The organism is Pseudomonas sp. P1_F1_2, assembly GCF_056405815.1.
Map to the genome: position 1 here is coordinate 1 of NZ_JBFUBK010000018.1, position 19,730 is coordinate 19,730.

Sequence of the window (19,730 nt, forward strand, 5' to 3'; positions counted from 1 at the left end):
CCTGAAGAGGTCGCCTTTTTTATGTCCGCGGGTTTTACACCGCGGCTTTACGCAACGTCGCCATGAACGCCGCCGCGCCGATGAACAGCCCGGCAAAGGTACGGTTCATGCGTTTTTGCTGCTTGGGGGTGCGCAACAGGCGCAGCACCTTGGACGCCAACCCGGTGTAACCGGCCATGACGATCAGATCAACACAGATCATGGTCACGCCAATGATCAGGTACTGGATCAGCAGCGGTGCATGCGGATCAATGAACTGCGGCAACACCGCCAGCATGAACACCAGCGCCTTGGGGTTGCTGATGTTGACCAGGAAACCGCGGAACACCAGCGCCATCGGCTTGCCAATCTGACGCACTGCGGCATCGTCGCTCATGTCGCTGGGTAGCGCGCGCCATTGCTTGATGGCGAGGTAAACCAGGTACGCCACGCCGAACCATTTGATCGCATAGAAGGCCGAGGCTGAAGCGGTGAGGATCGCGCCCACACCGGCGCCGACAATCGCGATCTGCACCGCCAGGCCTAATTGCAGGCCCAGTGCGTTCCAGTAACCGCGCCAGAAACCGTATTGCAGACCGCTGGACATCGACGCAATGGCGCCGGCACCGGGTGACAGACTGATCACCCAGCAGGCTGCAAAAAACGCCAGCCATGTTTGAAGCTCCATTGCACACCTCGACTCAGACTCGTGACAGACGTCTAAGCTAATGCGGCTTTGGGCTGATGACCATCAATTTTTTGCAGGATATTGCGGCTGCCGACCAGCGTGGTCGGCATCCCGGCTATTTTTCGAAACCGCTCGAGGGGAATACATCCGTACCGCGCCAGCGTCGAACCGAGCGCTGGAAGAACAGGCTGTTGGGCACTTGAACCATGGCACTGCCGGTGCCAAGTTCTTCCGCTTCGATCAGCGTGGTGTAAAGCAGATTGATCGCCACTACCCGGCCTTTGACGCCGGGCTTGTCGGTGGTGTCCACCAACTCGACCACGTCGCCGAGGCGAAACGGGCCGACGGTGAAAATCAGGATCGCGCACAGCAGGTTGGAGAGCACACTCCACATGGCGAAAAACGCCACCGCCGCCACCGCAACGAAGCCCGACAGCGCGGTCCACAGAACCGTGGCCGACACCCCGAGGCGCTCCAGCACGAAAATCAGCGCACTGCCCATAATCAGCCAGCGCAATCCACCGCGTAGCGGCATCAGCAACTGCGGCGGAAACGGATAGCGCTCGCCCAGTCGGGTCAGGCCTTTGGCAACGAAGCGCTGGGTGAAATAGCCAGCCAGCAGAATCAGCAGGATTTGCACGACCAGCCAGAGGGGTTCGATCCAGTCTGCCGGCAACGGCAGCTTGAACGCCTCCATCAAGACAGCGCCTCCAGCTCGGCCTGCATGCTTTCCAGCAGTTCAAGCGCTTCCATCCAGGCTTCTTCCAGTTCGGCTTCGCGCACCTTCAACCTGGCCTGTTCGGCCAGCAGATCGCGCAAGTCGTTCTTGCGCGCCGGCTCGTAGATGTCGCTGTCACCCAGGCTGGCGTCAATCTTCGCCAGTTTCTCGTGCAGTTTGCCAAGCTCGGCTTCCAGCTTGTCGGCCTCACGCTTGTGCGGCGCCAGTTGCTGACGCAACGCAGCAGCGGCCTGACGCTGGGCCTTCTTGTCGGTTTTGTCCGGGTTGACCGGTGTGTTGCTGACCGGCGCATTGCGCTGGCGATAGTCCACCAGCCAACGGGTGTAGTCTTCCAGGTCGCCGTCGAACTCCTCGACCTTGCCGTCCGCCACCAGGTAGAAATTGTCCGTGGTGCTTTTGAGCAAATGGCGATCGTGGGAGACCACCAGTACCGCGCCACTGAATTCCTGCAGGGCCATGGTCAGCGCCAGGCGCATTTCCAGGTCCAGGTGGTTGGTTGGCTCATCGAGCAGCAACAGGTTCGGTCGGCCCCAGGCGATCAACGCCAGTGCCAGGCGGGCCTTCTCGCCACCGGAGAAGTTCAGCACCGGCTCATCGATGCGTGCACCACGGAAGTCGAAACCGCCAAGGAAGTCGCGCAGGGTCTGCTCGCGCTCGGTCGGAGCCAGGCGCTGCAAGTGCAGCAACGGGCTGGCCTTGGAGTCGAGTGAGTCCAGCTGATGCTGGGCGAAGTAGCCGACGACGGTGTTCTCGCCACGGGTCAGTCGGCCGGACAACGGCTCGAGTTCACCGGCCAGGTTTTTGATCAGGGTCGATTTACCGGCACCGTTCGGGCCAAGCAAACCGATCCGCGCACCGGGGGTCAGTTGCAGCTTGACCTTCTCCAGCACGGCTTTGTCGCCATAACCCAGCCGGGCATCGGACAGATCGATCAGCGGGCTGGAGATTTTCTGTGATTCGCGGAAAACGAAATCGAACGGTGAATCGACATGGGCGGCGGACAGTTCTTCCATCCGTTCCAGCGCCTTGATCCGGCTCTGGGCCTGACGGGCCTTGGTGGCCTGGGCCTTGAAGCGGGCGATGTAGCTTTCCATGTGCGCACGTTGCGCCTGCTGCTTCTCGTAGGCCTGCTGCTGCTGGGCCAGACGTTCGGCGCGGGCGCGTTCGAAGGCGCTATAACCACCGCGGTACAGGGTGATCTTGCGTTGATCGACGTGAGCCACGTGATCGACCACGGCATCGAGGAAGTCCCGGTCGTGGGAAATCAGCATCAAAGTGCCGGGGTAGCTTTTGAGCCACTCTTCGAGCCAGATGATGGCGTCGAGGTCCAAGTGGTTGGTCGGTTCGTCGAGTAGCAACAAGTCCGAGGGGCACATCAAAGCTTGCGCCAGGTTCAGACGCATCCTCCAACCACCAGAGAAATCTCCTACCTGACGATCCATCTGCTCGTTGGTGAATCCAAGGCCGGCCAGCAACTTGCGGGCCCGGGCATCGGCGGTGTAACCGTCGGCGCTGTCGAGTTCCGCGTGCAGGCGGGCCTGAGCGGCACCGTCATGCGCCGCTTCGGCTGCGGCGAGGTCGCGTTGCACCTGGCGCAGGCGCAGGTCGCCATCGAGCACGTAGTCGACCGCCAGGCGTTCGAGCGTATCGACTTCCTGGCGCATGTGGGCGATGCGCCAGTCGGCCGGCAGGAAGCAATCACCCGAGTCCGGGTGCAGTTCGCCCCGAAGCAAGGCGAACAGGCTCGATTTGCCGGCGCCGTTGGCACCGATGAGGCCGGCTTTGTGGCCGGCGTGCAGGGTCAGCTCGGCGTCTTCTAGCAGACGTTGAGGGCCACGCTGTAAAGTCAGGTTCTGAAGTCGAATCATAATGGCGGCGGAGTCTACCAGCTTCGCTCGCAACTGGCGCGAGTAGCACTATGTCCTCTGACCTGTGGAGCTTTTCCCTGACGACTTACGCCCGTCCCGGCGTTGAACACGCGTGCCTGCAACTGCAGTCGGCCGGCGTGAATGTGTGTTTGCTGCTCTGTGGATTGTGGCTGGGGGAGCGTGGCGTCGCCTGCAACGAGCATCGAATCAAGAGGCTGCGCGCGGTGGCGGAACCTTGGGATGGGGATGTCGTGCAACCGTTGCGCGCATTGCGCATGCGCTGGAAAGCCGTCGCAACGAAGGACTCCGAGCTGAAAAAATTGCGCGAGCAAGTGCAGGCACTGGAACTGGAAGCCGAGCGACATCTGTTGTTGCGACTGGAGCGATCGGCGCAGAGCTGGCCGCAGAATGAGGCGACCGATCTAACGGCCTGGCTGGAAGGTATGGCGGCAGGCGCCGCCAACCTGGACCGCGACGCGCTGCTTGAGCTGCGCGTCGCGGTAACCGGCACTTAGGAAGCGCTGGTTGGGTTGGTGCTGGAGTTCGACAGTGCGGCTGGCGTTGGCGCAGGCGTGGTTGTCGAGGTGGTTGCGGCGGGTGCAGTCGATGCAACTGGCGCTGGCGTCACTGGCTTGGCAGCGGGCGCAGGGGTCGGTTTGGCAGCGGCGACTGGTTTGGCAGCGACGGGTTTTGCGGCTGGCTTGACTGCAGCAGGCTTGGCCGCTGGTTTTGCAACAGGCTTGGCAACAGCTGGTTTGGCGGCGGCTGGCTTGGCTGCTGGTTTCGCGGCAGCGGCTGGCTTGGCGGCAGCAGGTTTGGCCGCAATTTTAACGGCAGGTTTTGCTGCGGTTTTTACTGCCGGTTTTGCGGCTGGTTTCGCGGCAGCGGTTTTGGCCACGGCAGGTTTAGCGGCCGGTTTCGCAGCAGCAGTTTTAACAGCCGGTTTAGCGGCTGGCTTGGCTGCTGGCTTGGCTACTGCAGTTCTTGCCACAGCAGGTTTGGCGGCAGGCGCTTTGGCAGCCGGTTTGGCAGCGGCGGTTCTCGCGGCGGCTGGTTTGGCGGCTGCAGTTCTCGCCGCTGGTTTTGCGGCAGGCTTCGCAGCGCTGGCAGCGACTGGTTTTTTCACCGCCGGTTTGGCGGCAGGTTTGGCTGCGGCTTTCACCGGCGCTTTGGCGGCGGGTTTGGCAGCAGGCTTGGCCGGTGCTTTTGCAGCAGCGGGTTTGGCAGCGGCTTTCTTGGCAGGTGCCGCAGCAGGTTTGGCTGCACGCAGGGACAACGCCTTGCTGACAGCCTCTTGAACGCGACCGACGCCCTGGGCCAATTTCAGGCTTTCCTGAGCATCACGCTTGAGTTGCAGAATGTAGCCGCGAGTTTCCGACTGACGACCCTTGAGGGCATCGAGCAACTCCTCAAGCTCTTTCACTGCGTCCTTGGCTTTGGCTTGTGCCTTGGCCTTGCCGGCCGACGCAGCGTCCTGCAATTTGGTACGGGATTTGTGCAGTTTCTCTTGCGCTTTTCCGCGCTGCTTTTCCAGTTTGGCGAGCAGTTTTTCAGCATCAGCCAAGGCTTGGGAACAAGCGTTTTCCAGATGCTCGAGCAGGCTGCCCGAGAGTTGTTGGAGTAAGTGCAACGGGGTATTTACAGGCTTCTTGGTGGCCGACATGGTTTACCTCCTGGCTGACGTGGGTGCGGCTCATACTAGACCTCTGCTGCTACCGCCGCTAGGGCATGTTGACAGTATCCAAAGCGCTGCGTTGCAACGAATCGAAAATCTTCTGCGCTTGCGCAAAACCAGTTCACCTTTCTGCGCAATCACACTGGCATAATCCACCGCATCCCAGGTCGGAGAGTGCCCATGTCGCGCTACCTTTTTTTATCGCTGTGCGTGATTTTTTCGGTGGCTCAAGCTGACGAAAAAACCGCCGCAAAAAACGCTCACGATCTTGCTTACAGCCTCGGCGCGAGCCTGGGCGAACGCCTTCGCCAGGAGGTTCCGGATTTGCAACTTCAGGCACTGCTGGAAGGTCTGCAACAAGCGTATCAAGGCAAGCCGCTGGCATTGAAAGACGAACAGATCGACCAGATCCTGGCCGAGCATGAGGCCCAACTCGCCGAGCAACCCGCCCTCCCGCAAAGCGAGGCCGCACTCGAAAAAGAGCAGCGCTTTCTCACCGAAGAAAAAGCCAAGCCGGGTGTTCGGGAATTAGCTGATGGCGTGTTGCTGACGGAGCTGACTCCCGGCACGGGAGCCAAGGCTGGCCCTAACGGCAAGGTGCAGGTTTTGTATATCGGACGCCTGCCTGATGGCACCGTGTTCGATCAGAACAGTTCGCCACAGTGGTTCAGTCTCGACAGCGTCATCAGCGGTTGGCGCAGTGCACTGCAAAACATGCCCGTCGGTGCGAAATGGCGCCTGGTGATTCCATCGTCCCAGGCTTACGGCGCGGACGGTGCCGGCGACCTGATCGCACCGTTCACACCGCTGGTATTTGAAGTCGAATTGCGCGGCGCCACCAGCTGAATGGCAGGCACAAAAAACGGCGCGCATAGCGCACCGTTTTTAGCCTGCGGGAATAGGTTCAGGCCTGAACCGAATCCTCTTCCTTGTGAGCGGTATGCAGCACTTCGATCAAGCAATCTTCCAGCTCGAAGCGTTCGTGCAACAGGCCACCCAGCTCCTTGAATTTCTCCGCGACGCACTTGCCCGCATCACACAGGTCGTTGAACGCCAGCAGCTTCTCGGTGATAACGTCGATGCGTGGGTAAAGGGTCTCGGCCAGCTCCAGACCACGCTTGTCGTTGAAGGCCTTGGCCTCCCCCGTCAACTGTTCGTAGATCTCGAAGTGCCCGGCAGACACGTAATCGACCAGCACGCCGCAGAATTCCTGCAAGGGCTTTCGGTCTTCGCTCAGCGTTTCAGGCTTTGCACCGAGCTTGTCGTATGCATCGATCAGATCTTTGCGCTCCTGCAACCAGCGGTCGATCAGCAGGTGCACTCCGCCCCAGCGTTCCTGAGCATTCTGACAACTTTCGAGCATGGTGATCTCTCTTCCCTTGTGGGTCAGCTGCTCTATGCCTGCTCGCCTCTTGTTACGTCAGTGGGCGGTCAGGCAGAGCGTCATCGAGCAACATAATTCCAATGACACGTGCGGGCCAGATTATGCCCGCGCGACTGTGGCTTCAAGGTACGCAGGCGATAAAGTTCATACAAGTGTTTAATCGCCCATCCGCACCCGGTGCGACGACTTGCCGCTGAGCGGTCGTTCACACGCAAGCCAGACGATGCGAAGCAACTGATAGCTCCCCAGAATCGTCATCGCGACAAAGAGCAGCAGGCTCCATTCCGGAATGCTCAGATCGAACAACGTCCAGGAAATCTCGTCACAATCGCCCTCCCCTTTAAACATCTGCGTGACCCGGCATACCCAGGGCATGTTCTGGTGCAAGGATTCCAGGCTGGACGAGCACATGGTTAGCTGATGCGCCGGATCACTTTGCCGCAGAATCTGCCGCCACGCCGTAGCCGTGCCCACGAGGCTGCAGAAAAATCCGGACRACCAATACAGGAACGATCCAAAGCGCCCAGGCCCCAGCACCGAGGCTGCCAGGCTGATACCCGTTAGCAACGCCAGGCAAAGCCGTTGCAAAAGGCACAAGCCGCAGGGTTTGAGTCCGACCGCATATTCCAGGTAATAGGAAACGCCCAAGGCCAGGGAGCCTGTAATGAAAACCATGAAAAACAAGGAGCGTGAGCAGGCCAAAGACATGGCATTTCCGTACCAATAGAGACAGGTGGTTACGGTAGAGGAAAGCGCGCCGGCCTTTCAAGGCAGGTCTGCACGGACACTTCACCAGAAGCGTAGGGAATTCCCGACGGCGTCGAGAGGAATTGGTGTAGTCCCATGTAGGACAAGGCCGATCAAAGACTACAAAGCCAAACACCAGAAGAATTTTGAGCATGCGGATCGCCCTTTCGAGCGCCCCTTGCCCAAGACTTCAAGCGTGAGCCAACGTCGGCAGCGGTGCTGCCAGCAGGCGCTCATCGAGCATGCCCAGGCCTTCCTGAAACAGCTGATTACTGCGTTGCGTGTCACCGAGCTGTGCCAGTAGCCGCGCCAGTTCCGCGCAGGCTTCCGGGTTACGCTGAACCCGCAGGCTGCTTTCCAGGTAATCACGCGCCTTGCCCCAAAGGCTGTTTTGCAGACACAAGCGACCCAGTGTCAGCAACAGGCTTGGGTCGGCCGGATGATCCTTGAGCCAGCCCTCAGCCGTTTGCAACTGCCGAGCCGGATCGCTGCCGCGAACCAGTCCGTAAAGACGCGCCAGATGACTGTCGTATTTACGTTTGAGGGTCGTGCGCAAAACCTCTTCCGCTTCGACCTGCGCGCCCAGCTGCCGCAATTGCTCGGCATACGCCAGCACCAGCTGAGGTTCCTGACGCTGAGCCGAAGTGAGCTGCTGCCAGGCGCGGCTGAGCGATTGCAGACCAACCTTGCCATCGTCTTCCCGATGCGCCGCCAGGGACAGGTTTTCACCCCACGCACGACGCTCCAGTTCAGCCAGTTCAGCGGGCGGCAGGACTTTATCCTTGCGCAGCTCGGGCAACAGGCGAATCACCGCCGACCAGTCGCCACGCTGCTGAAGCAGACGCTGTAGCTGTCGCAGCATCTGCGCGTTGTGCGGATGACGCTCATGCATGGCTTGAAGGGCCGCCAGCGCACCGTCGGTATCGCCCCGGTCAGTCTGCAATTGTGCATGGTTCAAGGCGATCGCCAGTTCGGCCTGCGGCTGGCGCTCCAGTGCACGCTCCAGCAGATTGTCGCTTTCTTCGTAGTGACCTTGTTCGTTCGCGGCGCGAGCCGCGCCGAGGTAGTAAAGCAGCGGTTGGCGTTCGGCCTCCGCAGCCCGTTGCAAATGACGCTGCGCACTTGCCCAGCGACCTTCCGCCAAATCCAGCTGACCGTGTTCTATCGCCACTTGCACGCGGCGGCTGCGATTTCGGTTCGACCAGGGATTGACCACGCCACTGGACGTCATCACCAGCTCAACCAGCACCTTGATGCCCCAAAACAGCAGCCACAGGACCGCGACCAACGCCAGCGTCGCCCACAGGCTCGATTCATAACGAAAACTTTTGTAGGCAATCAGCACGTAACCGGCATGTTCGGCAATCGCCAACCCTAGCGCGGCGGCCGCGGCGATCACCAGGAACACGATCACATAGAGACGTTTCATGGCGTTGCTTCCTGAGCGGTACCTGCGGCAGGTTTAGCCATCGGCTTGATCGAGTCCTCGGCGTTGACGTTACGCCGCTCCAGATACCCCTGAACCGCGCTCAGCGTGCCGGTCAGGTCCGGCGTCACCACGGTGACCCGTTGTTTGCTCAACTCGCCAACCTGCTCAAGCATCACTTTGCTCTGGGGGTTGTCCGGATTGAAGTTGCCGGTCAACACATCCCGCGCTTCCGCCAGCGCCTGGGTGTAAACCGCAGCCTGACCATTGAGCGCGGCCCATTGCGCCTGCTCCAGCGCCAGGCTCAGGGCCAGGCGCACCTGGCTCAGGCTCTGCCCGGCCAACAATGGACGCACATTTTTGTCAGCATTGAAGTCGATGCGGATGTAGCGGGAGATCTGATCCCACCACTGCGCCCAGCGACTGGCACCGTCACCATCGGCGGTCAGGCCCAGCAGTGATTCACCCCGGTCCTTGTACTCGGGCGCCAGTTCGGTGAGGTCAATCACCTGATCACGCAAAGCGCCCAGTCTCAGGAACAACCCGGTGCGATCCGGTTGCTCGGTGCTGCGCAACGCCACCAGGGTTTTGGCCACTTGCTCGCGAGCGGCAAAAGAGCCCGGATCGTTCTGTTCACGAAGAATATCGTCGGCACCCTGCACCAACGCCTGGGCGCTGCTGATGTCTTGCAATGCCGAGAGTCGCAGGCTGGCCAGACGCAGCAAATGCTCGGCCTCGGCCAGGCGCCAATCTTTGCGGCTGGCACCGAGGATGGTTTCAAGTCGCTGGTTCAGGCGTTGTTGATCACCCTGCAACTGCGTCACCAGGCGGCTGCGCGCTTGCAGCTCATCGACGGCAGGCAACTGCTCCAGCCGTGCAGTAATGCGCTGCTCGTTGAGCTTGAGGCTTTGCGCCTGATCGTTCAGCGCCTGCACCTGAGCCAGTTGTTGCTGGTTATTGGCTTGCAGGTGACGCACCTGCCAGACACCCCAACCGCCCACGGCGACCCCGGCAGCACCCAGCAGCAGTGCGACGATTGCCAGCCCATTGCCTCGGCGCTGCACGTCAGCAGGTGGCGCCGTTTCAACCGGAGTTTCAACCTGTGCATCACGCACTGGCTGGTCGTCATCTTTAGGCAAGGCAGTTTCGCTCACGTATCCATCCTTTGCATTAGAGAACGGGTTCGGGATGCTCCCGCAACGCCGCCAGCAAAGCCGCGGCACTGGCGCCGCGACAATCCACAACTGTTTGGGCCCCGGCAGCGCGTGCCAGCTCGGCGACCCTGGGGCTTGGAACAAACAACGGCAACCGCGCCAACTGTGGCCAGGCATCGCCGGCCAGTTGATGCAGGTGCTCAAAACCTTGCCCACTGCTGACCACCAGCCCGTTCAAGCGTTCCGCCCGGACCCGCTCGACCAGCTCCGCAGCCGGGTATTCAGGCAATCTGCGACGGTACAACTCCAGATACTCGACACTAGCACCAAGCTCGCGCAAACGCTCAGCCAGTAGCTCGCGACCACCCTCCCCGCGCATGATCAGCACCCGCGGTTCAGGCCCGGCAATAGCCTCGCGCAAAGTAGCAAGTTCAAGCAAGGCTTCACTGTCGTCACCCTCCGCCGGGAAGCTCACATCCAGACCACTTTCATCGAGGATCTGTGCGGTGGCTGCGCCTACGCTGAACCACTTCAGTGACGGTGGCCGAGGCCAGAATTGGCCGAGCAGGTCGACGCCGATTCTGGCAGCCGGTTTGCTGACGACAATTACCGCGCTGAAGCGATCCAGTTTCCGGATCACCTCGCGCATGGTGTCAGAGACAGCAATCGGACCGATTTCCAAAAGCGGCAAGCAGCTGCTGAAAATCCCCGCTTCGGCCAACGCATGGCTCAGCGCCGCTGACTCATCCGCAGGGCGCGTCAGCAGCAGGCGCCAACCTGTCACTCGTGACCTGCCTCGCCGTAGACCGCTTTCAGAATGTCGTTGGCGCCCTGACTCAGAAGATCCTCGGCGACTTTCACACCCAGGGTTTCGGCATCTGCACGTGGCGCACGGCCCTCGGCGCTGAGCAACAGGCCACCGTTCGGATCTCCGACCAGGCCACGCAACCAGACCTGCTCACCTTCAAGCACGGCATAGCAGGCGATGGGGACCTGGCAGCCGCCGTTCAAGTGTTTGTTGAGGGCACGTTCGGCCGTCACGCGAGTGGCGGTGTCCTGATGGTGCAACGGTGCCAGCAAGGTGTGAATTTCGCTGTCGGCTGTGCGGCATTCGATACCGACTGCGCCTTGTCCACCAGCAGGCAAGCTGTCGTCGACGCTGATCGCCGACGTAATACGGTCTTCGAAGCCCAGGCGAATCAAGCCCGCCGCGGCAAGGATGATGGCGTCGTATTCACCGGCATCGAGCTTGGCCAGGCGCGTATTGACGTTGCCACGCAGGAAACGGATTTCCAGGTCCGGACGACGGGTGAGCAACTGGGCCTGACGGCGCAGGCTGGACGTGCCGACGATACTGCCCGGGGGCAATTCATCCAGGCTGGCGTACGTGTTTGAGACGAAAGCATCGCGAGGGTCTTCGCGCTCACAGATGCAAAACAGGCCGAGCCCTTCGGGGAAGTCCATCGGCACGTCTTTCATGGAGTGCACAGCGATGTCGGCTTCATTTTCCAGCAGCGCGGTTTCCAGCTCTTTGACGAACAAACCCTTGCCGCCGATTTTCGACAGCGGAGAGTCCAGCAACTTGTCGCCGCGACTGACCATGGGCACCAACGTCACGAGCAGGCCAGGATGGGCCTCTTCCAGACGGGCTTTGACGTATTCGGCCTGCCATAGGGCCAGGGCGCTTTTGCGGGTGGCGATGCGGATTTCGCGAGAGGACATGGATCAATCCGTACTGAAATAGATACGGCGGATAATAACAGCTCAGCCAAATCCACTTTGACTTGTATCAGATACTGCGTGGCCTCCCTGGCCCGGGATTGTCCGCAATCAGCGATGCAACCCGCCTGCGAACGGCGAGTTAAAGCTGCTGCATCATTTTGCGCACGCCGGCCACATGGCGCCGACTGACGATCAATGCATCACCGTTCAGGCCTTTGAGAAACAGCTGGAAATGYCCCAGAGGCGTGCGTTGCAGCCGCTCGATACGTTCGCGGGCGACCAGAGCGTTGCGGTGAATACGCACGAATCGGTCGCCGAACTCATCCTCAAGGGCCTTGAGCGGTTCATCCAGCAACACCTCGCCACCTTCGTGGCGCAGGGTCACGTATTTGTGATCGGCAATGAAGTAGACCACCTGATCCAACGGGATCAGCTCGATGCCTTTGCGGGTTCGCGCGCTGATATGACTGCGGGGACCGCTGCCACTTTCGGCGGCGGGGCGAGTCAGGGCGGCGAGCTGGAGGCGATTGGGGCGCTCGGCTTTCTTTAATGCTTCGTGAAGATGTTCAGTACGCACGGGTTTCACCACATAGCCTACGGCGCTGGCCTGTAAGGCTTCCACGGCAAATTCATCGGGTCCTGCACAAAACACCACAGCGGGCGGAGTTTCGCGTTCGCACAACCGCGCAGCCACTTGCAGGCCATCAAGGCCTGGCATGCGGATATCGAGCAACACGATATCCGGTTTGTGGCTGTCGATCAGTGCCAACGCCTCTTCGCCGTTCGTGGCGCTAGGCTCCAGGACACTGTATCCCTCGAGTTCACCGACCATTCGGCTCAGGCGCTCGCGGGCCAGGGGTTCGTCATCAACGATCAGGACATTCATATTGCGCTGGATTCCTGCGTGAGTCTCGCACAAGGATAGCGTAGACAGGTGAAGTGACGTCCGTCACCGCGATCCACGCTAAGACTAGCGCGAGGGCCAAAAAGTGCCGCGAGATCGGCGGCTAAATTTTCAACTGCCGCGTGACTGGAGGCTCTGGCCCGCGTTGGCGAGATATCGCCGTGGGTTTTCCGATACACAATATGAACACCCCCTCTTCTTATAGTCAGTGGCCGCACCGAGAAGTGCGCAGTTCCTACTGTCCAACTGTAGACGGTTGCCGGGACGTTATTGCTCAATTGAAAAATATCGTTGCGCAATTTTCCAAACTCTCACCTTGAGTATGGACCGAGGTATAAGAAAAAACGTATCGACCAGTGTCAGCGACAGGATTGGCAACCCTGTTATTATCCGCGACAGCTTTCAACGTCACTTTTCTCCAGCCGATACGAGCGAATTCATGAGCACTGACAAGACCAATCAGTCCTGGGGCGGCCGCTTCAGTGAACCCGTCGACGCCTTCGTCGCCCGCTTCACCGCCTCCGTCACTTTCGACCAGCGCCTGTATCGCCACGACATCATGGGCTCGATCGCCCACGCCACCATGCTGGCCAAGGTCGGCGTGCTGACCGATGCCGAGCGCGACAGCATCATCGATGGCCTGAACACCATTCAGGGCGAAATCGAGGCCGGCCAGTTCGACTGGCGCATCGACCTCGAAGACGTGCACATGAACATCGAGGCACGCCTGACCGACCGCATCGGCGTCACCGGCAAGAAACTGCACACCGGCCGTAGTCGTAACGACCAGGTTGCCACCGACATCCGCCTGTGGCTGCGTGACGAGATCGATCTGATCCTCGCCGAAATCACCCGCCTGCAAAAAGGCTTGCTGGAACAGGCCGAGCGCGAGGCAGGCAGCATCATGCCGGGCTTCACTCACCTGCAAACCGCGCAGCCAGTGACCTTCGGGCACCACATGCTGGCCTGGTTCGAAATGCTCAGCCGCGACTACGAGCGCCTGGTCGACTGCCGCAAACGCACCAACCGCATGCCATTGGGCAGCGCCGCGTTGGCCGGCACCACCTACCCGATCGACCGCGAATACACCGCGCAGCTGCTGGGCTTCGACGCCGTTGGCGGCAACTCGCTGGACAACGTGTCCGATCGTGACTTCGCCATCGAGTTCTGCTCGGCGGCAAGCATCGCGATGATGCACTTGTCGCGTTTCTCCGAAGAGCTGGTGCTGTGGACCAGCGCGCAGTTCCAGTTCATTGATCTGCCGGACCGCTTCTGCACTGGCAGTTCGATCATGCCGCAAAAGAAAAACCCTGACGTACCGGAACTGGTTCGTGGCAAGTCCGGCCGCGTCTTCGGCGCTCTGATGGGCCTGCTGACCTTGATGAAGGGCCAGCCGCTGGCCTACAACAAGGACAACCAGGAAGACAAAGAGCCGCTGTTCGATGCCGCCGATACCCTGCGCGATTCGTTGCGCGCCTTTGCCGACATGATCCCGGCCATCAAACCCAAGCACGCAATGATGCGCGAAGCAGCGTTGCGCGGTTTCTCCACCGCCACCGACCTGGCTGACTACCTGGTACGCCGTGGCCTGCCGTTCCGCGACTGCCACGAAATCGTTGGCCACGCCGTGAAGTATGGCGTGGAAAGCGGTAAGGATCTGGCGGAAATGAGCCTGGAAGAGCTGCGTAAATTCAGCGACCAGATCGATCAGGACGTATTTGCGGTGTTGACGCTGGAAGGTTCGGTGAACGCTCGCAACCATATCGGCGGCACTGCACCGACGCAGGTAAAGGCCGCTGTTGCGCGCGGTCAGGCACTTTTGGCTAGCCGCTAAAAGCATCGCAAGCAGGCTCACTCCTACAGGGGAACGCATTCCATTGTAGGAGTAAGCCTGCTCGCGACGACTGACTTCAGAGCACTAAAAACTCACTTCTTGGCCGCGACCATCGCCAAAAACGCCGGCATTGCCGCTTCCTTGTCCGCTGCAATCTTCTGCACATGCGGATTCTGCTCAAGCCGCTGCAACAGCGCTTTTGCCTCCGGCATTTCTGCCAACAGATCGATACCAAACAGCTTCTGCCCCACGGCACTGGCCAGCGGCACGCTATAAAGGAAATACAAATCCGCCACGCTCAAGCTGTCGCCCGCCACATACGGGGCGAATTTGCCGTGCCGGGCCAACGAGGCAAAACCCAGCAACAGCTCGGCTTTGCTCCGCTCCTTGATCGCCTCTGGTATCTGCACGCCAAAAAACGCCTCGCCGTAGCACATGCGCGCCGGCAACTCGATGTACAGCTCGATTTCCTTGGCCAGCGCCAGGGTTTGCGCACGCTCGAAAGGATCGCTTGGGAGCAGCGGCGTGCCTTGCTGGCTCTGCTCGATGTATTCGAGAATCACCGCGGTTTCATTGATAAAACCGTGCTCGGTGTGCAGCACCGGCACTTTACCGCGCGGGCTGATGGCCAGTGCTTGCGGGGTAGTGCCGCCATAAAACGCCACTTCTTCGAACGGCAGTCCCTTCTCGAGCAGCGCCAGTTTGACCATGTTGTAGTAGTTGCTGACGGAAAATCCATAAAGCTTGAGCATCACAAAGCCTCCAGGCCGTGCGGGGTTGGCAGTCCTGTTTTATAGAACGTCGCAGCGATTCTTGCCAGCAGCATCACAGCGCTGAATGCAGGTAAACTGGCCGCCTTAACTTGAGGAGCCTGCCATGAGCGAGCCGACAGACATCGATAACGACGAAGAAGAGTTCACCGAAAACACCCTGATCGAAGCCATCGAAAACCAGATCGAAAGCGATAACCCGCCTGCAGCCAAGGCAACGTTCAACAAGTTGACCCTGGTGGGTTACGAGCGGGAAGAAATTCTCAACCTGATGGCCCACGTTTTAGCGGTAGAAATCGACGCGATCCTCGAAGAAGACCGCGCGTTCAACACAGAATGGTACGAAGCGGCACTGCGCGCGCTACCAGAACTGCCGCCGGAAAAGAAGTAAGTCAGAAACCGGTAGGAGCAAGGCTTGCCCGCGATGAACGATGGCACGATCCGTCTGACAGGTCGCGGCGCGGCAATCGCGGGCAAGCCTTGCTCCTACAGCACCCCGCTGCCGCACCTCCTGCCGGGGAATGCTTCCCGAGGCGAAAAATCCCTGTCGCGAGCACTGGACATGCCGCACAAGTGGGCTCACCTTAGGGGCGCTGTCGTCCAATTCCTAGAAAGTCTGGAGTCCTTATGTCGCTTACCCCTGAGTTGGTTGCCGAACTGGAAGTCCTCGCACTCTTCAACCTGGACAGTTCCCAGGAAGGTTTGAAAATTCATCAGACCGCTGCCCCGAAACACATCGCCGCCGCCAAACGCCTGCATGAAAAGGAACTGATCGACCAGCCCGATGGCGGTTACCTGACCAGCCTGGGGCGTGATGCTGCACAAAATGTGCAAACAGTACTGACCATTCTGAGTGTCGCAGAAACAGCCTGAAGATCACCGCATCGCCCACGGAAACCCCTGCGACGGGATTTCCGCGGGCAAACTTGCTGAGCCGCCATCAACCCGCGATATAAATCTGACGTCAAAATCCAAAATCAGCTTAAAAGTGCCAGGCCCGAGGCGCTAAACTGCCCCTCATCCGCCGACCCCACGTCCGAGCCTCGCGAGCCGGTTTGAGCTGACATGACCCGCAACCATGAAATCCGCCCCGATCTGGACGAGGGAATCGACCGCAAGGTTCTCAGCCAACTGCGCGCCCGCTTTCTAAAACTCAATGAAGGCCGCATGGCCCGTGCCATGGAGGGGTTGTCGACCCGCCAGCAAACAGTACTGACGCTGCTGCCGCTGTTTTTCCACGTGAATCATCCGTTGTTGCCAGGGTATGTGTCCGGCAGCACGCCGGCCGGACTGTCGAACTTCGAGCCCGACGCCAATGCCCTCGCTGAAGCCCAACGCCTGACCCGCTCGTTTTCTTACAAGCCGCGCCATGGCAGCAACCCGCCGCGACCAATCCACGGCCTGTTCCTGATGGGCAGCCTTGGTACGCTGGCTCAAGCCGATCAGAGCGACATGGACGTCTGGGTGTGCCATGCACCGGACCTCAGCGAAAGCGAACTCGCGGAGCTGCGTAAAAAGTGCCAACTGCTGGAGGTCTGGGCCACGAGCCTGGGCGCCGAGGCGCATTTCTTCCTGATCGACCCGACGCGCTTCGTGCTCGGCGAGCGCGATACCCAGTTGAGCTCCGAAGACTGCGGCACCACCCAGCATTACTTGCTGCTGGACGAGTTCTACCGCACTGCGATCTGGCTGGCAGGTCGTACGCCAATCTGGTGGCTGGTGCCGGTCTACGACGAATCCGCCTACGACCGGTACACCCACACGCTCCTGTCCAAACGCTTCATCCGCGCCGACGAAAGCCTGGACCTCGGGCATTTGGCCTACATTCCGCCCGGTGAATTCATTGGCGCCGGCCTCTGGCAGTTGTTCAAGGGCATCGAGTCCCCCTACAAGTCCGTGCTCAAGCTGCTACTGACCGAGGTCTACGCCAGCGAACACCCCGAGGTTCATTGCCTGAGCCTGCGTTTCAAACAAGCCGTGTTCGCCAATCAACTGGACCTCGACGAGCTGGACCCTTATATCGTGGTCTACCGGCGCATCGAGGAATACCTCACGGCCCGGGGCGAACCGGAACGGCTGGAATTGGTGCGGCGCGCCCTGTACCTGAAGGTCAATCGCAAACTCACCGGCAGCAGCCGCGCTCAGAGCTGGCAGCGTTCACTGCTGGAGCGGCTGGCTCAAGAATGGGGCTGGGATCAACGGCAACTGGCGCTGCTTGATAGCCGCAGCCAGTGGAAAGTCCGCCAGGTCAGCGCTGAACGCCGTGCCCTGGTCAACGAGCTGAACTACAGCTACCGCTTCCTGACTCAGTTCGCCCGCAGCGAACAAACTGTCAGCCTGATCAACAAGCGCGACCTCAACGTGCTGGGTCGACGGCTATACGCGGCCTTCGAGCGCAAGGCCGACAAGGTCGAGTTCATCAACCCGGGCATCGCCCCGGACTTGGCCGAAGACACCCTGACACTGGTGCAGGCGCCCAACAAGAAAGAGCCGGGGCAAACCCAGTGGGGTTTGTACAACGGCAGCCTGACCGCTCAAGAGTGGGAGCATTTCGCGCCGATAAAGCGCAGCCGCCAATTGCTTGAATTACTCACCTGGTGCCACCGCAATGGCGTGATCGACAGCAGCACGCGGCTCGCCCTGCACCCTGGCGCCAGCGACTTGAGCGAGTTCGAACTGTTCAACCTGCTCGGTAGCCTGCAACAGAGCATTGCGCTCCCCCTGGCCACCGTTGCAGAAGAGACGTTGCTGCGCGCCAGCGTACCGAGCGAGGTGTTGATTCTGGTGAACGTTGGCGTCGACCCGCTCAAGCATCATCGCGATCTGAACATCCTGATGACCACCGAGCGCACCGACTCGTTGAGCTACGCCGGGGTGCGCGAAAACCTGGTGCTGACGCTGGACCAGGTCACGCTCAACAGCTGGAACGAAGTGCTGGTCAGCCGCTACGACGGCCCTCATGCCCTGCTCGACTGCCTGCGCGCTTACCTCAACAACCTTCCAAGCGGGTTGGCGCAGCCTCGATTGCGGGTTCGCTGTTTCTGTCACAACCGCGCGCAGTTCATTGCGCGACGCGTCGAAGAGGTCCTCGATACAGCGCAAAACCTGTTATTGAGCAATCTCAATCACCGTTACCTGATTCAGGTCCAGCAGCACTACCACGTGCTTGAGCTGGTGCCCGGCCAGGTCAATCACGTTGCCCTCGCCACCTTGCCGGCACTGATCGATTACCTGGGCGAGGAACTGACAGCGTACAGCCCGCTGCACCTGGACCCGATGGCACTGGAAGACCACGACCTGGCACTGCTTCTGCCGATGGGGCAACCCGAGTGCATCCAAGTGTTCTACCGAATCAACGAAGACCAGGCCGACTTGTATGTCCTCGATGAATTCAATGCGCTGTGGCAACAACGCTTGCCTTATCACGATGAACAAAGCCTGCTGGTGCCACTGCAACGCTTCCTGCAATCGATTCAGTACCGACGCGATGCCTTGTTGCCGATGGACGCGGCCCAGCCCTTGAGCCTCGACACCTTGTATTACCAACTGCTGCCTTCCGGCCCCGGACGAGCGCGTCGGGTCGAAGCGCGGCCCGCGCCGCAAACGCCGGCCAACAAACCGTTCTACGACGTCCAGGCGATCATCGGCAAAGCCGCACCGGGAAAGGTGCAGGTGACGTTGTATTGCAATCAACGAGAGTTTTCAGAACTGGAACATGGCGACCAACTGTTCAGCGTGGTCGCACAAGAAATCGTCGAGCAGCGTCGCGAAACCGAACGCTATCGCTGCTACATCACCGACCTGGACCTTTCGGGCCTGCCCGGTGACGAACAGAGTTCAAGCAATTTGTACCTGCGCTACAAGGCTGACCTGGAGCGCTCGTTGAACGAGGCACTCGAACAGGTCTGAGGGGCGTTATTCCGGGAAGTCGCCGCCATTGGCAGGCTGGGATTCAACTTCCAGCAACGTCAGTTTGAGGGTCTTGCCGCCCGGCGCTGGCCAGTCGATGTGCTGACCGACTTTCAGACCGAGCAAAGCACTGCCCACCGGCGCCAGAATGGAAATCCGGCCTTCGTCGGCATTGGCATCCTTGGGGTAAACCAGGGTCAGGTGATAGTCCTTGCCACTGCTTTCTTCACGGCAGTGCACACGGGAATTCATGGTCACGACATCGGCGGGCACTTCATCGTGACCAACCAGGGTATCGGCGCGATCCAGTTCGGTTTGCAGCGCGATGACGCCTGGCAGCGTGTCATCCAGGCTGTCGATCAGGCGCTCCAGACGTTGGACGTCCAGACGGGTAAGGGTGATGGAAGGTGCGGTCATGATTAAGGCAGACTCCTTTCTTCTGCACAGAAAAAGCAAAACCCCGCCAGAAAAAGGCGGGGTTTTCACGAGCCTCGATGGGTTGAGGCGTTTCTGGACACTATCACAGCTCAATAAATATACAAGTCAGGTGCGACCAAGCACTTTGTAGCCGCTGGCGAAGCCTGCGTTCGGCTGCGTAGCAGTCGTGGAATCAGGCGATAGGGTGTATCAGGAGTAACGAGCATTCAGGTTTTACGACGGCTACGCAGCCGAACGCAGGCTTCGCCAGCTGCTACAGGTCGCTTGAAGGCTTCAGGTGGCGGTCTTGCGCTGTGAGGCTTGGGCGCAGATAACCCGTCGACGTTCATCATCCGCCGAGCGCCACTCGCGGATGTCTTCGACATGGCGAAAACACCCAAGGCAGACCTTCTGCTCATCCAGCCGACACACACCGCTGCACGGCGAAGGCACCGCCGGGCTGACATTGCTGTAGAGCGGTTTGGGCGGACGAACGGGCGCAGGCTGGGTCACG

Annotated in this window: 20 protein-coding genes and 1 pseudogene; 6 read left to right on the forward strand and 15 right to left on the reverse strand. The window is 60.1% G+C overall.

Annotated elements, in window-relative coordinates; genetic code table 11:
* Window positions 1–34: 34 nt before the first annotated feature.
* The 3 genes from rhtB to AC1D2P_RS07725 form a co-directional block, all read right to left on the reverse strand.
* A complete protein-coding gene (gene rhtB / locus AC1D2P_RS07715) occupies window positions 35–667 on the reverse strand; it encodes a homoserine/homoserine lactone efflux protein (RefSeq protein ID WP_046032239.1) in 633 nt (210 codons plus the stop codon).
* Window positions 668–782: 115 nt separating this feature from the next.
* A complete protein-coding gene (locus AC1D2P_RS07720) occupies window positions 783–1,364 on the reverse strand; it encodes a mechanosensitive ion channel family protein (protein ID WP_109785696.1) in 582 nt (193 codons plus the stop codon).
* Window positions 1,364–3,274, reverse strand: coding sequence for an ATP-binding cassette domain-containing protein (locus AC1D2P_RS07725; protein WP_077431056.1), 1,911 nt, complete (start codon window positions 3,272–3,274; stop codon window positions 1,364–1,366). Before AC1D2P_RS07725 ends, AC1D2P_RS07720 begins: the two co-directional genes overlap by 1 nt.
* 50 nt (window positions 3,275–3,324) lie before the next feature.
* On the opposite strand from AC1D2P_RS07725, the gene AC1D2P_RS07730 reads away from it, so the two are divergent.
* Window positions 3,325–3,789 carry a TIGR02444 family protein gene (locus AC1D2P_RS07730; RefSeq protein WP_046032236.1) on the forward strand — a complete coding sequence of 155 codons (465 nt, stop codon included), beginning with the start codon at window positions 3,325–3,327 and terminating at the stop codon, window positions 3,787–3,789.
* Here the strand turns inward: AC1D2P_RS07730 and AC1D2P_RS07735 are convergent.
* A complete protein-coding gene (locus AC1D2P_RS07735; protein WP_109785697.1) occupies window positions 3,786–4,937 on the reverse strand; it encodes an AlgP family protein in 1,152 nt (383 codons plus the stop codon). The two genes, AC1D2P_RS07730 and AC1D2P_RS07735, sit on opposite strands and share 4 nt — an antisense overlap.
* A 192-nt stretch (window positions 4,938–5,129) precedes the next feature.
* Here AC1D2P_RS07735 and AC1D2P_RS07740 point away from each other — a divergent pair, with 192 nt between their 5' ends.
* Complete coding sequence (locus tag AC1D2P_RS07740) at window positions 5,130–5,795, forward strand: FKBP-type peptidyl-prolyl cis-trans isomerase (RefSeq protein ID WP_046032234.1); 666 nt, start codon at window positions 5,130–5,132, stop codon at window positions 5,793–5,795.
* A 58-nt stretch (window positions 5,796–5,853) separates the two neighbouring features.
* Here AC1D2P_RS07740 and rsd read toward each other — a convergent pair whose 3' ends face one another.
* The 8 genes and pseudogenes from rsd to AC1D2P_RS07780 form a co-directional block, all read right to left on the reverse strand.
* Window positions 5,854–6,312: a sigma D regulator gene (gene rsd / locus AC1D2P_RS07745; protein ID WP_109785698.1), complete on the reverse strand. Its 459-nt coding sequence runs from the start codon at window positions 6,310–6,312 to the stop codon at window positions 5,854–5,856.
* Window positions 6,313–6,489: 177 nt separating this feature from the next.
* Window positions 6,490–7,041, reverse strand: a complete 552-nt coding sequence (locus AC1D2P_RS07750) for a disulfide bond formation protein B (RefSeq protein ID WP_477811374.1) — start codon at window positions 7,039–7,041, stop codon at window positions 6,490–6,492.
* Window positions 7,042–7,270: 229 nt separating this feature from the next.
* Window positions 7,271–8,509 (reverse strand): heme biosynthesis protein HemY, encoded by a 1,239-nt coding sequence (locus AC1D2P_RS07755; protein ID WP_109785700.1) that lies wholly within the window; start codon window positions 8,507–8,509, stop codon window positions 7,271–7,273.
* Entirely contained in the window at window positions 8,506–9,660 is a 1,155-nt protein-coding gene (locus tag AC1D2P_RS07760) for a uroporphyrinogen-III C-methyltransferase (RefSeq protein ID WP_109785701.1), read from the reverse strand. Before AC1D2P_RS07760 ends, AC1D2P_RS07755 begins: the two co-directional genes overlap by 4 nt.
* A gap of 16 nt (window positions 9,661–9,676) precedes the next feature.
* On the reverse strand, window positions 9,677–10,444 hold the full coding sequence (locus AC1D2P_RS07765; RefSeq protein ID WP_109785702.1) for a uroporphyrinogen-III synthase: 768 nt from the start codon (window positions 10,442–10,444) through the stop codon (window positions 9,677–9,679).
* Window positions 10,441–11,382 (reverse strand): hydroxymethylbilane synthase, encoded by a 942-nt coding sequence (gene hemC / locus AC1D2P_RS07770; RefSeq protein WP_046032228.1) that lies wholly within the window; start codon window positions 11,380–11,382, stop codon window positions 10,441–10,443. The genes AC1D2P_RS07765 and hemC overlap by 4 nt, the downstream gene beginning before the upstream one ends.
* 139 nt (window positions 11,383–11,521) lie before the next feature.
* On the reverse strand, window positions 11,522–12,268 hold the full coding sequence (locus AC1D2P_RS07775) for a LytR/AlgR family response regulator transcription factor (RefSeq protein WP_046032227.1): 747 nt from the start codon (window positions 12,266–12,268) through the stop codon (window positions 11,522–11,524).
* Window positions 12,265–12,390 (reverse strand): annotated as a pseudogene (locus AC1D2P_RS07780) (sensor histidine kinase); the annotation flags it as partial. The gene AC1D2P_RS07775 and the pseudogene AC1D2P_RS07780, both read right to left, overlap by 4 nt.
* Window positions 12,391–12,725: 335 nt before the next feature.
* Here AC1D2P_RS07780 and argH point away from each other — a divergent pair.
* Entirely contained in the window at window positions 12,726–14,120 is a 1,395-nt protein-coding gene (gene argH, locus AC1D2P_RS07785) for an argininosuccinate lyase (RefSeq protein WP_109785703.1), read from the forward strand.
* 92 nt (window positions 14,121–14,212) lie between these two features.
* Here the strand turns inward: argH and AC1D2P_RS07790 are convergent, their stop codons facing one another.
* Complete coding sequence (locus tag AC1D2P_RS07790; RefSeq protein WP_109785704.1) at window positions 14,213–14,872, reverse strand: glutathione S-transferase family protein; 660 nt, start codon at window positions 14,870–14,872, stop codon at window positions 14,213–14,215.
* Between the two features lie 124 nt (window positions 14,873–14,996).
* On the opposite strand from AC1D2P_RS07790, the gene AC1D2P_RS07795 reads away from it, so the two are divergent.
* The 3 genes from AC1D2P_RS07795 to AC1D2P_RS07805 all read left to right on the forward strand — a co-directional run bounded on the left by AC1D2P_RS07795 (window position 14,997) and on the right by AC1D2P_RS07805 (window position 18,799).
* Complete coding sequence (locus tag AC1D2P_RS07795; protein ID WP_109785705.1) at window positions 14,997–15,281, forward strand: hypothetical protein; 285 nt, start codon at window positions 14,997–14,999, stop codon at window positions 15,279–15,281.
* Window positions 15,282–15,517: 236 nt separating this feature from the next.
* Window positions 15,518–15,763, forward strand: coding sequence for a TIGR02647 family protein (locus AC1D2P_RS07800; RefSeq protein WP_077431052.1), 246 nt, complete (start codon window positions 15,518–15,520; stop codon window positions 15,761–15,763).
* Window positions 15,764–15,955: 192 nt separating this feature from the next.
* A complete protein-coding gene (locus AC1D2P_RS07805; RefSeq protein WP_109785707.1) occupies window positions 15,956–18,799 on the forward strand; it encodes a class I adenylate cyclase in 2,844 nt (947 codons plus the stop codon).
* Window positions 18,800–18,805: 6 nt separating this feature from the next.
* Here AC1D2P_RS07805 and rnk read toward each other — a convergent pair whose 3' ends face one another.
* Together rnk and AC1D2P_RS07815 are read right to left on the reverse strand one after the other, a co-directional pair.
* Window positions 18,806–19,216, reverse strand: a complete 411-nt coding sequence (gene rnk, locus AC1D2P_RS07810) for a nucleoside diphosphate kinase regulator (protein WP_046032222.1) — start codon at window positions 19,214–19,216, stop codon at window positions 18,806–18,808.
* Between the two features lie 294 nt (window positions 19,217–19,510).
* Window positions 19,511–19,729: a DUF1289 domain-containing protein gene (locus AC1D2P_RS07815; protein ID WP_077431049.1), complete on the reverse strand. Its 219-nt coding sequence runs from the start codon at window positions 19,727–19,729 to the stop codon at window positions 19,511–19,513.
* Window position 19,730: the final 1 nt, after the last annotated feature.